Source organism: Mycobacterium sp. NTMscope_Eco_3, from assembly GCF_976985685.1.
In genome coordinates this window covers 4,875,386-4,888,787 of the sequence record NZ_CDRJYZ010000001.1, presented here as the reverse complement: position 1 = coordinate 4,888,787, position 13,402 = coordinate 4,875,386, and the positions used below count along the sequence as shown (strand labels likewise).

General features: G+C 62.5%; 12 protein-coding genes. 7 read left to right on the top strand and 5 right to left on the bottom strand.

What is annotated here, in order from left to right; translation table 11 throughout:
• Positions 1-5 precede the first annotated feature (5 nt).
• The 5 genes from AC0KTM_RS22665 to AC0KTM_RS22645 all read right to left on the bottom strand — a co-directional run bounded on the left by AC0KTM_RS22665 (position 6) and on the right by AC0KTM_RS22645 (position 6,387).
• A complete protein-coding gene (locus AC0KTM_RS22665; RefSeq protein WP_472416729.1) occupies positions 6-1,328 on the bottom strand; it encodes an MFS transporter in 1,323 nt (440 codons plus the stop codon).
• A gap of 346 nt (positions 1,329-1,674) precedes the next feature.
• Positions 1,675-2,613 (bottom strand): hypothetical protein, encoded by a 939-nt coding sequence (locus AC0KTM_RS22660; protein ID WP_238957011.1) that lies wholly within the window; start codon positions 2,611-2,613, stop codon positions 1,675-1,677.
• A 256-nt stretch (positions 2,614-2,869) separates the two neighbouring features.
• Positions 2,870-3,946: an acyl-CoA dehydrogenase family protein gene (locus AC0KTM_RS22655; protein ID WP_472416727.1), complete on the bottom strand. Its 1,077-nt coding sequence runs from the start codon at positions 3,944-3,946 to the stop codon at positions 2,870-2,872.
• A 51-nt stretch (positions 3,947-3,997) separates the two neighbouring features.
• The gene (locus AC0KTM_RS22650; protein WP_238957009.1) at positions 3,998-5,185 is read right to left on the bottom strand and encodes an acyl-CoA dehydrogenase family protein; all 1,188 of its coding nucleotides are present in this window, start codon (positions 5,183-5,185) and stop codon (positions 3,998-4,000) included.
• Between the two features lie 209 nt (positions 5,186-5,394).
• Complete coding sequence (locus AC0KTM_RS22645; RefSeq protein WP_238957008.1) at positions 5,395-6,387, bottom strand: LysR family transcriptional regulator; 993 nt, start codon at positions 6,385-6,387, stop codon at positions 5,395-5,397.
• A gap of 123 nt (positions 6,388-6,510) precedes the next feature.
• Between AC0KTM_RS22645 and AC0KTM_RS22640 the strand changes: the two genes are divergently transcribed.
• From AC0KTM_RS22640 to AC0KTM_RS22610, 7 genes are all read left to right on the top strand, one after another.
• Complete coding sequence (locus tag AC0KTM_RS22640; protein ID WP_238957406.1) at positions 6,511-7,617, top strand: Rieske 2Fe-2S domain-containing protein; 1,107 nt, start codon at positions 6,511-6,513, stop codon at positions 7,615-7,617.
• 40 nt (positions 7,618-7,657) lie between these two features.
• Complete coding sequence (locus AC0KTM_RS22635) at positions 7,658-8,455, top strand: enoyl-CoA hydratase (RefSeq protein WP_238957007.1); 798 nt, start codon at positions 7,658-7,660, stop codon at positions 8,453-8,455.
• Between the two features lie 50 nt (positions 8,456-8,505).
• On the top strand, positions 8,506-9,030 hold the full coding sequence (locus AC0KTM_RS22630) for a VOC family protein (RefSeq protein ID WP_238957006.1): 525 nt from the start codon (positions 8,506-8,508) through the stop codon (positions 9,028-9,030).
• The gene (locus tag AC0KTM_RS22625) at positions 9,017-10,387 is read left to right on the top strand and encodes a cytochrome P450 (protein ID WP_238957005.1); all 1,371 of its coding nucleotides are present in this window, start codon (positions 9,017-9,019) and stop codon (positions 10,385-10,387) included. The genes AC0KTM_RS22630 and AC0KTM_RS22625 overlap by 14 nt, the downstream gene beginning before the upstream one ends.
• A gap of 47 nt (positions 10,388-10,434) precedes the next feature.
• Positions 10,435-11,271, top strand: coding sequence for an acyl-CoA thioesterase (locus AC0KTM_RS22620; RefSeq protein WP_238957405.1), 837 nt, complete (start codon positions 10,435-10,437; stop codon positions 11,269-11,271).
• Between the two features lie 118 nt (positions 11,272-11,389).
• The gene (locus AC0KTM_RS22615; RefSeq protein WP_472417535.1) at positions 11,390-12,520 is read left to right on the top strand and encodes a cytochrome P450; all 1,131 of its coding nucleotides are present in this window, start codon (positions 11,390-11,392) and stop codon (positions 12,518-12,520) included.
• 100 nt (positions 12,521-12,620) lie between these two features.
• Positions 12,621-13,376, top strand: coding sequence for a maleylpyruvate isomerase family mycothiol-dependent enzyme (locus AC0KTM_RS22610; protein WP_225328289.1), 756 nt, complete (start codon positions 12,621-12,623; stop codon positions 13,374-13,376).
• Positions 13,377-13,402 lie beyond the last annotated feature (26 nt).

Genomic DNA, 13,402 nt, shown 5'->3' with positions numbered 1-13,402 from the left:
CAACCTCAAGCGGCCCGGTGCGACCACAGCAGGCCGAGCAGCCCGAACGCCGCCACCGCTGTGGTGGTCACCGCCACCGGCCACAACGCCCCGCCCACGTGTGCGACCACCGAGGTCAGCAACAACGGGACGAGCCCGCCGATGATGGTGGAACTCTGGCCGGACAACGACATCCCGGTGTAGCGCACCCGCGCCGGGAAGGATTCGGCGAGGTATTTGGGTAAAGCGCCCGAGACGACCCACATCGGCGCGCCGATCAAGGTCTCGGTGATCAGCAGCGCCGTCACCGTCGAGGAGGCGGAGAGAACGGCCAGCAGCCCCGCCGTCGGCAACACGAGTAATCCGAGTAGGCCCGCGCGGACGACCCTTGGCGCGCCGACCCGATCGGCGAGCCAGCCGCCCAGCAGTGTCAGCACCCAGAACACGGTGACATGCACGGCGGAGATGCCGAGCAGCACCGACGAGGCCGGCAGGGCAAGGCTTTTGGTGCCGTAGCCGGTGAGGAAGACGGTCTCGACGAAGAACGGGACGGTCACGCCGCCCAAATAGACCCCGAAGCAGACCAGCATGGTGCGACCGTGCCGACGAACGGCCTCGCGCAACGGGAAACGCGACAATTCGCCGCTGCGGTGCAGCGCGGTGAACTCCGGCGATTCCATCACCCGCAGCCGGATGAACAGGCCGACGACGCTCAGCGCGATCCCGAACAGGAACGGCACCCGCCAACCCCAGGTCACGAAACTGTGCTCGCTCAGCACAGACGCCAGGATGAACAGCGACCCGGTGGCCAACCCCTGGCCGAGGGTCGCCCCGGTCTGCACCAGCGATCCCCAGAAACCGCTGCGGTGGGGCGGGCTGGTCTCGGTGACCACCAGGACCGCGCCGGCCCATTCGCCGCCGAGCCCCACTCCCTGCAGAAACCGCAACAGCACCAGCAGCGCGGGCGCCGACCACCCTATCGCGCCGTAGCTGGGCAGCAATCCGATCAGAAACGACGGGATACCCATGATCAAAAGCGTTGCCACCAGCATCTTCTTGCGTCCGAGGCGGTCGCCCAGGTGCCCGAAGACGACCCCGCCCAGGGGGCGCGCGACGAACCCCACCGCGAAAGTGCCAAGTGCGGCAAGCACTCCGGCCGTGGCTGAGGCGCGCGGGAAGAACAGTGGACCGAAGACCAGGGTGGCCGCGAAGCCGTAGAGGAAGAAGTCGTACCACTCCAGCACGCTGCCGGCGAGACTGGCCAGCGCCACCCGGCGCATGCCGGGGACGGGCACCGCCTCGTCGGGCAGGGTCGCCGCCCGGGTGCTTTCCTGCTCTGCGATCGTCATCGAGGTCTCCGAATGGTCGGCCGGTCAGATCCGCGCACCCGCGCCGGCAACGAAATGACCGGCGCGAGTGGGGCATCGCGGCGAGTACGACCGTCCGGCGCCCCTGCCCAGTTCAGCGTCATCGGGCGCGATTGACGACGGTTGAAATCAGCTTGAAGGCAAGTGCTTACGTGGCAGAACCCAATTTCCGGGGACCGCGAGGGCGGTACTGCATCGGCTTTCTTTCACGTACTCCTGGCGCCGATCACCTGCCGGGCGTATGAGTATGTTGTTGTCACACACAAGTTCGCGGGTGGAGCGACGCGAAGATGTTAGATCGCCGCTGCGGTGTCTTAACGCGAGTCTTTTACACCCGGGCGAACTCGAATATGCCCGGCACATCCCACTTTCCGGTGTCAACGCGCAGAACTTCTGGACTATGGCCGGTCGATCGAACGTCGAAGGGTGTTCCGCGGCGCCTGAGATCCTCCGCTTTGCCCGCAACATCGTTGACGCCGATTCGGATGGCCCAGGATCCCGGCCCCCACGTGTCGAGGGATTCCCGCAATTCACCCGATGCGATCGGTTCTAGTAGTTGCAGCTCTGCGCTTCGTGGATGGCGGAAACGATAGGTTGCGTGGCGCGCCGCAAGGGATTCATCGAGCACCGGTCCTGTCGTGGGCAGGAGGCCAAAGTTCCGCTCCAACGCTTTCACGGTCAGGGAAAGGTCCTCGGTGATCCAGCTTCGCCGCAGCACCCGGATCATGGCTCCAGGTGGCAGATCGGGATCCGGTCGTGGCTCCCACAGTTGGTCGTCCTTACCCAAGGCCGACGTCTCTATGAACTCGAGGAACAGCCCTCCGTCAACGGAGGGTTGGTACGCCCCCGGGTCGTCCTCCGTCCACCCGATCCAGAGTCGCGTGAAGATTCCCGGCATCTCATAGAACGGACATTCCTTATCCCGTAGGCGCCGGGCGACATGTTGTATGTCTGAGGTTGCAATCTCATTGGCATGTGTCTTCCACGGCCGATGGCCCTGAGCGGCAAGCAGCTTCGGTAGGAATGGCAGCGTCGTCAACGGGTCTCGGTCTGCGTCGAGGGGTGCAACAGCCATCGCTTCAATTCGTGTGGGAGACACCAACAGCGACGGATGAACCCTTGCGAACAGGTAGGTGAAGCCGCTGCCTGGTTCGTTATTGCCCCACGCGGCTCGTGGCTCGGGGAAGCCGAGCGCGTCGACGAATACTCGTTCGGCGACGGCGACGTCATCGACGAAAACCTCAGCGTTGCACAGCAGGTCGTACATCTGACATCTCCTTCGTAGTTCAGCTGGCTGAGAGGCGCGCGAAGAGTTGCAGGCCGGTCGCCCATGATCGGTGATCGATCCTGTTGGAACGCCTTCCTGAATTGCCTTGCGCCAAGCATCGGGTCACGCACTCGCTCAATCCGATACCGCTGGGTTCTGAGATGCGCACCAAACAATTTCGGATGCGGCACCGAAGCGAGCTGCTCACGGTTGACGACTTCGAACTCGCCGCCGTCAAGCCCCAACAACTTTCCGTTTACGGCCCATTGGGAGTTCGCGCTCGCAGTTGGCGTGCTGAAATGCGGTCGATGACCTGCGTGGCCGTAGCGGCAGGATCACCCGCGGCTAAAGCCCACCCCCGGGCGCGTAGATAATAAGCGGCCGAAGGCGCTTCGACGGTTATCCCAAGTCCACCCTGCACGTGCGCGGCCGAAGAAGCCGCTGTCGTGGCGCCTTCAGCCATGAAGTGGAATGCCGCAGGCGCCAATTCGGGTCGCTCATCCGGCTCGTACTCGTGGAACCATGCGGCGCGGCGGGTGAGATTGCGGCCTCCCTGAACCATGACGGCAGCCCGGGCAAGCGGGTGGGAAATGCCTTGCAGACTGGCGATGGGAACACCAAACGTGAAGCGACTCTTAGCGAACTCCGCTGCAAGCATCATGGACTGTTCGACGAGACCGGCCAGCGCCGCCGCGGTCAGCAATCGCCATTCATCGAGCGCACGCGAGTACTCGGCGATGGCCTGAGCACCGCTGCCCACGACGTTGGATGTGCTGGCCGCTGACACATCGATCCATGCCATGGGCAAGCATCCGATGTTCTCGACCAATGGGGGACGGTTGTCATAGGTCACGTGCACAATCTCAGCTCCGCGACGGACGATGATGTGATCGGCAATCGTTCCGGACGGAATCAAGCGCCGCGCGCCGAGGTCCTCCAGCTGTGGGTCCAAGGCGGCGATTCGAATGCCATTGATGAACTCAGCTGTTCCGGGATCGTCTACCTCAAGGACACCGAGGCGTGCCAGTAGTCTGGTGGCGCAGACGTGATCGATCCAGGGCACGGGAGCCAGTGCCCGGCCGAGTTCTTCGGCAACGAGGACGAGATCAACCATCGTGGCACCGTCGCCGTCAACGTCAATCGGAGCAGCCATTGTTGTCGCTCCGGTTGCGCAGAGCCGTTCCCACAGGCTCTTGTCGAATCCGGTCGATTCGGACGCCCGCACTGTATCGATCGGGCAGTGGGTGGTGAAGAAGTCGCGGTACGCCGCCTGTAGGTCACGCTGGTCGCGCGTCAGACCGTAGTCGAGCCGCCGCAGTTCGTAGCGGTCCATCGTTGCTCCTCACGACTATGAATCGTCGGCCGGTCAAAACGGCCGAGTCAGCTAGGCAGACGGCCTGGCGTAGCTCGGTTTGCCCAGTCCCAGAGAGTGTTCAGCGATCATGTTGAGGTAGACCTCGAGAGTGCCGCCGTAGATTCCGGTCGGGCCGGCCAGCCGATACAGATGCTCGGCCGTGCCGTCGCAGGGTGCCCCGTCGGTGTCGACTGGCAATGTGCCTGCAACACCCGACACGTCCATCAGATCAGTCGACACGTCACGCAACGTGTAACCGACTGCCACGCGCCCGAAATGGTCCGGGGTGCTGAGCGCTGCTTCGATCTGCGCGAAGCTGCGTCCGAGGCGGTACTTGACGACCTCGTTATCGATTGGGCGGCGACCGGTGTCCTTGTTCGGAGCCGCGGCCGCTAGGCGTTCGATGGCTCCTGCCGCTGGCTCGATGTGTTCGGCCATGCCGGCCACGGAGCGAAGTCCGACTTGGTCCGCATCGCCTACGTCGAATTTGTGTTCTTCGTCGAGCGCGGCTCGCAGGACCGTCCAGCCCCCGTTGACCTCGCCGATGCGATACCTGTCACTGACGCAAACATCGCTGTAGTAAACGATATTCGTTCGATCACCGTCGACCGTGCGCAGGCCTTGGATTTCGATTCCCGGTGTACTCAGAGGGACCAGGAACATGGTAAGACTTCGATGTTTCGGCGCAGACGGATCTGTGTTCGTCACCAAGAACACGTATTGAGAGTTGTGGGCGCCGGTGGTGAACATCTTCGCGCCGTTGATGATCCAGGAGTCGCCGTCACGAATTGCTCTGGTCTTGCATGTCGCTACGTCTGAACCGCCCTCGGGCTCGGTGTAGCCCAGGCAGAGCCGGACTTTGCCGGAGAGAACTCCGGGAAGAACCTCCTCCTTCAACGACGGTGAAGCGAACCGTTGTACCTGCTGCACAACCATCTTCGTTATGCTCCAATGGAAGTAGGGCATGCGTGCGCGGTAAGTCTCGAGCTCATAGATCCTTTGGCGGATGGGGGTGAATCCACCTTCGGATTGCGGCTGCACTTCACCGGCGAGCCACCCCTTGGCGCCGAGCGCGAGGTGGACGTCGATGTCGAGGTTGTCGCCGGTAGCCCGATTCCGTCGCTGAACATCGTCGGTGACTAGATCAGCAAGTGTCGTTCGGACTTCTTGCTGAAACGCGGCATCGTCGTCATTCAGCCGCACCCGCGCGAAGTCCATGCTGTGCCTGTCCCTTCGTATGCTTCATTGGCCCGGCTGGCGATCACGACAGGTGCTCGCCGATCTGCACGCGATCCGAGTGGGCGCGACTCGCCTTCGCACACTGGGATGGGCGGGCGCGCCGACTTCGCATTCAGGTGTGCTTGAGCGTAAGGACGGGCGGCAGTCTCAGACCAATACAATTTTGGTCAGCTCGCCATACCGGCGTCTTATGGATGAGCACCGTCGCCAGAACCAGACCCTCCTGCCTGCTGGGCGGCCCAGTCGCGCGGTGTCTGTATCAGCGTCGCCGGCCAATCGCCCGCATCGACGAGTCGCGTCGCCACCTGCCAGATCGTCGAGCCGAACTCGAAGACGAAGGAGCGGGGGAGAACGAGTTGGGGTCGCACGGCGATGAATAGATGGTCAGACATGGTGGGCTCGTGAAGCGGCGCGTAGCGCAGACGACCCGCGGCTACGTCTTGCGCGATAGCCGACAATGGCAGGATTCCGTACGCGAGCCCGCGGCCGATGACGTCCCTTTGCACCAGAACCGAATCTGTTTCGAAGCGTACGTCGACAGACACCTGCTGAGTCAGCGCGGTCTTCTCCACCAGGCTCCGCAGCCCGGGTTCAGACCGCGGAAGTGTCAAAGGTCGGCGCCCCAGATCGCGGAAGACGCACGGGGTGTCAGCACTCAGATCGGAGTCCGGTCCGCCGACCAGGCAGAGATTCTCCACGAGGAGCTCAGTTGTGAAGAGGCGTTCATCGGGTCCTGTCCCGTTGATGACCGCGATGTCGACATCGCCGAGAAGCATGTGATCGACCAATTGCCGTGAATCTTGGACGACCGTTGTGACCTGAACCTTCGGGAAGACCTCCACAAGGCGACCAAGTAAAGGGCCGGCTAGAACCTGGGCTGTGTGTTCGGGCATGCCCAGGACGACACCACCACCGATCTGAGCGAGCGGTGAGCCCACGTTCTGCATGGCGAGTTCCAGTTGTCCCAACGGCCCGGCAATCGCGGAACGGAGTTGTTCGCCTTCCTCCGTGAGCTGCATTCCTCGCGGATTACGAGCGAAGAGTTGTACACCGAGCGCGGCTTCGAGCAAGCGGATTTGACGACTCAACGCCGGCTGCGCGATGCCGAGCACTTCACTGGCGCGGGTCAGCGAACCTTCGTCGGCGATCCGCAGAAAGTACCGAAGCCGGTGCATGTCCATATGGACCCAGGTATATCACCGCGGTATAGCCGCGGCCGCAAGATTCTATTGGTTCGCAGGTCACGACCGGTCTTAGGCTCACGGGGCATACCGATCGGGATCAGGCGAACGGAGTTGACGACGATGGCGGGCAGTGCGGAGTACAAGCTCGGCGAGTTCACCTTCCCCCGCGGATGGTTCATGGTGGCCGAGAGTGCTGCGATCACGAATAAGCCGACTAGTGCGCATTTCTTCGGCGAAGATGTAGTCCTCTTCCGCGGTGAAAGCGGAGTGACCGCCATGCTCGGTGCTTACTGCGCCCACATGGGAACGCATCTCGCGCGCAGTCAGCACTCCTATACGGTCACTTCGGGTCGTCACGTCGACGGTGACGCGATCCGCTGTCCGTTTCACGGCTGGGCGTATGGGCCGGACGGAAAGTGCACTGACATACCGTATTTCGACGGGACGATTCCTCGACTTGCGCGTGTCCGCAGTTGGCCGGTGCAGGAGCGGTACGGGATTGTCTTCTGCTGGAACGATCCGGAGGGGCTGGAGCCCGACTTCGACATCCCCGACATCCCCGAGTGGGACGATGCCGAGTGGATGCGATGGAACGGTGCTGACCACCTGGCCGATCTTCCCTGCCACCCCATCGAAGTCTTCGACAACAACTCCGATTATGCGCATCTCGCTTATCTGCATGGCGGCGGCGCCCGACTCTACGAGAACGAAGTCGACGGCGTCGTCTATCGACAACGTCAGAGCCTCATCGCCGAATCGTCGGATGGAGTGGATAACTTCGAGCGCGATGCCGCAGACGATGCTGTTCACATCACCACCGAAAATGGTTACGTCGGGCCAGGACTCAATCTCGCTCGGTTCGTTGAGCTCAACGCCGTGCAGCTCATCGCCACCACACCGGTCGACGATGGCACGGCCAGACTGTGGCAGTGCGCACTGGTCAAGCGCCCGGACGGAATCACCGACGATCAGGCTGAGGAATTGCTGGCCGGAATCAATCGAGGGTTCGCTTACGGTCTCGGTACTCAGGATGGCGAAGTGTGGGCCAACAAGAAAGCGGCGACCAAGATCATGCAAATGCCCACGGACGGGCCGTTTCGCGCGGGACGGACGTGGTACAGCCAGTTCTTCAACCCGAGGGAAAAGGCTCAGGAGATTCTCCGACCGGTCTCGGGTATGCACCACGTGCGCGGCGTCCCGGGATTCACCGTGGAAATAGGCGTTTGATGCAGACCTTTCAACTGTCCACGACCACTGAGGAAACCCTGTGACCAACGAGATTGTGCAGTACCACGTTTCGGATGCGATCGCCACAATCAGTCTGAACCGCCCCGAGGTTGCCAACGCGCAGAATGCGGAACTGCTGCAGCGTCTAGACGAACTCTGGACCGCGGCCGCAGATGACAATGAAGTCAAAGTCATCGTGTTGCGCTCTAACGGCAAGCACTTCTCGGCGGGCCACGATCTGAAGGCGGGAGCCGATTCCACCGACAAGATTGTGCTTGCCGACCTCTACGACTACGAATCAAAAGCCTATGTCGGATACTCGCTTCGTTGGCGCAACATCGCTAAGCCGTCGATCGCGGCGGTGCAGGGCCGATGCATCGCCGGCGGTCTCATGCTCGCCTGGCCTTGCGACCTGATCGTCGCGGCTGACGATGCCAAGTTCTCAGACCCAGTCGTCGCGATGGGTGTTGGGGGAGTTGAGTACCACGGCCACACCTGGGAGTTCGGCGCCCGGCTCGCGAAAGAGGTGCTCTTCACCGGGCGTCCGGTTACCGCCGAGGAAGCGCTGCGAGTCGGCATGGTCAATCAGGTCGTCCCCCGCGATGAACTCGACAACTCGGTTCGCCAACTGGCAGCCCATATCGCGCAGCAGGACGCCTTCGCTCTGAGAATGGCCAAGCGCGCGGTGAATCAGACACTCGATCTGCAGGGATTCACAAACTCGGTACAAGCCGTATTCGACGCGCACAGTCTCGGTCACGGGCATGCGCTGTCGGTGTCGGGGTGGCCCGTCCTAGCGGGGCTGGACGGCATGAAAAGCGCTGTGGCCAGCAAATGACGGTCGTGAATCGTCATGATAACCGGCCTGCCTGCTGTGATTTCTGACCGATGCGCAGCCTGAAACCCTTGGCGGCGAGCCACTTCTGGATCGGATTCGTTGTGGACGACGCTGCCGAAGCGATGGCCCGATGGTCGCGCGTGTACGGGGTCGGTCCGTTCGAACACCATCCTCGCATCCAGCTGCCTTGCATCTACCGGGAACAACCGGCGCACCTCGACTTCGAGGCCTACACCGCGTGCACTGATTCGCCCGGCATCAGACTGATCTGCGACTACACACCACGACGGAGCGTCTTCAAGGACCTTGCCGACATTTACGGAAACCCCTTGTCCGGGTTCACCTTGCTTTCCCTCAGGACGAGCGAATTCGACACGCTCAGCGTGCAATACGCGAAAAATGACTACGAGCTCGCGTGCGAGCTGAACCCGCCCGGACAACGCATAGCCATCTATGACACGGTGCCCGACTTCGGCTTTTTCACTGAAGTGGTTGAGGCGGTAGCGAGTGATCATCACTCCGCTCACCTCTATTGCCCACACGTCAGACAAGGACATCACGATGACCAAGACTGAGCGGCGCTTCCATTTCGACCGGCACACACCGGAATACCGGCTCGAATTCGAGGCGATAACCGAAGAAATGCACAGTAGATGCCCCATGGCGTGGACTGACACGTATGGCGGCCACTGGGTCGCCGCAGGCAGCGCTGAAGTCTTCGAACTTGCCAGGTCGCCGCACGTCTCCAATGACCATGACATCACCGGTGAACGAAACGGCTACCGGGGAATCACAATTCCGACCGCCAAGCGGGCGAACATTCGCGGCGGTCTGCTAGAAATGGACGACCCCGAACACCGCGTTTATAGAGCGGCACTGAACCCGTACTTGTCACCGGCGGCGGTGAACCGTTGGGTTCCCTTCATCGACGAGGTTGTTCGCGCCGCCATTGACGACAAGATAGAAGCCGGCCGGATCGATTTCGTCGATGACCTGGCCAACGTGGTGCCTGCCGTCCTCACGCTGGCAATGATGGGCATCCCGCTGAAGAAGTGGGCGCTGTACAGCGAGCCGGTTCACGCCGCGGTGTACACACCCGAAAACTCACCGGACATCGATCGCGTTATCGCGATGCACCGAGCCATGGGCGCCGATCTGCTGTCAACCATGGAAGACATCCGACAAAGCCCTCGGCCCGGCTTGGTGAATGCTCTGCTGCAGTTGCGTATTGACGGCGAGCCAGCTCCTCCAATGGAAATCATGGGCAACCTCGGTCTGCTGATCGGCGGTGGCTTCGACACCACAACCGCTCTCACCGCGCATGCGTTGGAGTGGCTCTCGCAGCACCCCGGCGAACGTGAGCGACTCAGCCGAGAGCGGGCAACCTTGCTGGACAGTGCAACGGAAGAGTTCCTACGCTTCTTCACTCCGGCTCCGGGAGATGGCCGCACTTTCGCCGCCGATGTTTCGATGCTCGGTACTCAGTTTCGCGAGGGAGAACGCCTGTGGCTGTCGTGGGCAATGGCCAATCGCGATCCAGCCGTATTCGAGAGCCCGAACAGGCTTCTCCTTGAGCGGAAAGGTAACCGTCATTTCAGCTTTGGGCTTGGGGTGCATCGATGCATCGGCTCGAATGTGGCCCGCGCAGTCTTCAAGTCGATGCTGAGCGCGGTGCTGGATCGCATGCCGGACTTCCGCTGCGATGGAGAGCGCACCATCCATTACGAGACGATCGGCAACATACAAGGCATGCGCAGCCTGCCCGCCACGTTCGCGCCCGCACCTCGAGTGGGAGCGGGGCTCGACGAAACTCTCGAAGCTCTGCAAAGGCTCTGCGATGAGCGGGAGCTGGCGCGGCCGATCAACGAACTGAAGGAGACAGTCGAGGTGCCTGTGACACGAACCCGCACGCCTGAATGCTCAAAAGAATGATCGCCCGTAATAAGTCTGAGGCAGTTGGACCATCGGTCGACGAGTTGATGAGGTTGCTGGACGTCACCCTCGACGCCGACGGTAGCGCGCTCGGTGACACAGGCGCGCTGGACACCGGAGGACGTCGCGTCGTCGAGGGCGCCCAAATCGTCGGGCAGGCGATCGTCGCGGTAGCCAAACGGCTCCCCGATAAAACGATCAGGTCAGCGCAGGCGGTCTTCTCGCGCGTAGTGACGGTGGGGGAGCCGGTCCGCTTGCACATCGACGTGGTATCCGATGGGACAACGACCGGTACGGCGGTTGTGACAGCTAGCCAAAATGGACGTCGCTGCATGGTGATCACGATCCTGGCCGACACGCCTGCCCGAGATCTGATCCGCCACCAGATCCGTTGTCCCACTGTGGCACCGCCGGGGCGGTCCAGCGTCTGCCCGATGCCGATGAAGGGAAGGCAAGTGCGCCTGGTCGGTATCGACGACGCGTTCGATCCATGGGAAGTGGGGCCACCGGAGATTCGCGCGTGGGTTTGTTATGACGAGGCGCCCCACCGCGACGAACTACGCAAAGCGTTGATCGCCAACTTCACTGGATACCTGGGCATCGCAACGAGTATGCGACCACACCCCGGGGTTGGGATGAGCCAAGCGCATACGACGCTGTCGACCGCACCTATGACGACCGCGATCGTTTTTCACGAACCGGTGAGGTGCGATGGGTGGAACCTTTACTCGCACGAAAGCACATACGCCGGCGCCGGGATGTCCTATGTGCGTGGCACCGTGCACACCGACGAAAACCACCTTATTGCCTCGTTCAGCCAGGAAGCGCTCATCAGGCCGGTGCGGACAAACGGTTCGGGAGCCACGTCGAACAGTCGACTGTGAGCAGTCGTGTTGAAGCAAGCGCAGTGAGGAAGATGAGAGAGGAGCGCGGGTGACATCGGCGACGCAAGAGGCCTATTTCGATCCCTATGACGTGGAACTGAACGTCGACCCGTACCCGATGTTTGCGCGACTGCGTGACGAGGTGCCGCTGTACTACAACTCGACACACGACTTCTACGCTGTGAGCCGCTTCGCCGACGTCAACCACGGGCTGGTCGATCACACGACATTCAGTTCAGCGCGCGGCGCAATACTCGAATTGATCAAAGCGAATATCGAGATTCCTTCGGGTGCACTGCTTTTCGAGGTTCCGCCCATCCACGATATCCACCGCAGACTGCTGGCAAGGATGTTCACCCCGCGCAAGATCAATGCGCTCGAGCCCAAGATTCGCGGATTCTGCGCACAGCATCTCGACCCACTGGTCGGCACGGGGCGCTTCGACTTCGTCACCGACCTCGGCGCGGTGATGCCCATGCAAGTCATCAGCGAACTGCTCGGCATCCCCGAGCCGGATCAGGAGAAGATCCGCGACTACACCAACGCCCAGATGCGCACCGACGCCGGCAAGCCAATGGCGGCTGCCGAAGACGGGCTAGTCGGCAACGATCTGTTCGAGGCCTACATCGACTGGCGCAAGGACCATCCGTCGGACGACATCATGACGGACTTGCTCAATGTCGAGTTCGAAGACGAAAACGGCATATCACGTCGGCTCACCAGAAACGAGCTGCTGATCTACCTCAACACAGTGGCCGGCGCTGGCAACGAAACCACCACCCGGCTGATCGGATGGGCAGGCAAGGTGCTCGCGGAGCACCCCGATCAACGGCGGCAGCTGGCGAAACATCCGGAACTAATCCCTGATGCGGTTGAAGAGTTGCTGCGGTTCGAGCCGCCGGCGCCGCACGTTGCCCGCTACGTCACCCGAGACGTCGAATGTCACGGCCAAGTGGTTCCGGAGGGCAGTGTGATGATGATGCTGATCGGTGCGGCCAATCGAGATCACCGCCAGTTCCCGCCGAACGGCGACGTCTTCGACATCACCCGGAAGGCGCGACAACACCTGACATTCAGCGTCGGCACCCATTACTGCCTAGGTTCGGCGTTGGCGAGACTCGAGGGGCGTATCGCCTTGGAAGAGATCCTCAAGCGATTCCCCAACTGGGAAATCGATTATGGCGGAGCGACTATGTCTCCCACATCAACAGTGCGTGGGTGGGACGCGATGCCGGTTTTCGTCGGGTGATATGGAGCGATGTCGGCCTCATGCAATGTCGAACCCAAGACGTGTCCGATGAACAGCGTCTCCGCCGTACTTGCGGATCGGAACGAGTAGCCTGACCGGCGTGGACTATGCCGGCGCATTCCTCGACGAGAACCGGGCTTTCGCGGAGCTGTTCGACGGTGTCGACGAGTCCACACCGGTACCCACCTGCCCCGACTGGACGCTGCGGCAACTGTTCCGCCACGTCGGGCGCGGGGACCGCTGGGCGGCCCAGATCGTGCGCGACCGGCTCGACACCTACCTCGACCCCCGCACGGTGGAGGGCGGCAAGCCGCCGCCCGACCCCGCCGACGCGATCTCCTGGCTCCACGGCGGCGCTCAGCGGCTGGTCGACGCGGTGGAGCTGACCGGGGTGGAAACACCGGTATGGACGTTCCTCGGCCCGCGCCCGGCAAACTGGTGGATCCGGCGCCGGCTGCACGAGGTGGCCGTGCACCGCGCCGACGCCGCGATCGCGCTGGGCAGCGATTTCACGCTCGAACCCGCCATCGCGGCCGACGGGATCAGCGAATGGCTGGAGCGGGTCGCCATCCAGGCGGGCGGCCAGGGGGCGCCGCTGCCGCTCGAGGACGGGACCACCCTGCACCTGCACGCCACCGATCCCGGCCTCGGCGAGGCCGGGGAGTGGACGGCCGCCGTCGAACAGGGGCGGATCAGCTGGTCCCACGAGCACGGCAAAGGCACCGCCGCACTGCGCGGCGGCGCCACCGAGCTGCTGCTGGCGATCCTGCGCCGGCGCCCGCTCGCCGACACGGGCGTCCAACTCTTCGGCGACGAAGCCGTGTGGCAGCGCTGGTTGGACCGTACGCCGCTCTAGCCGCGGCGCCGCACGGTAATTTGCAC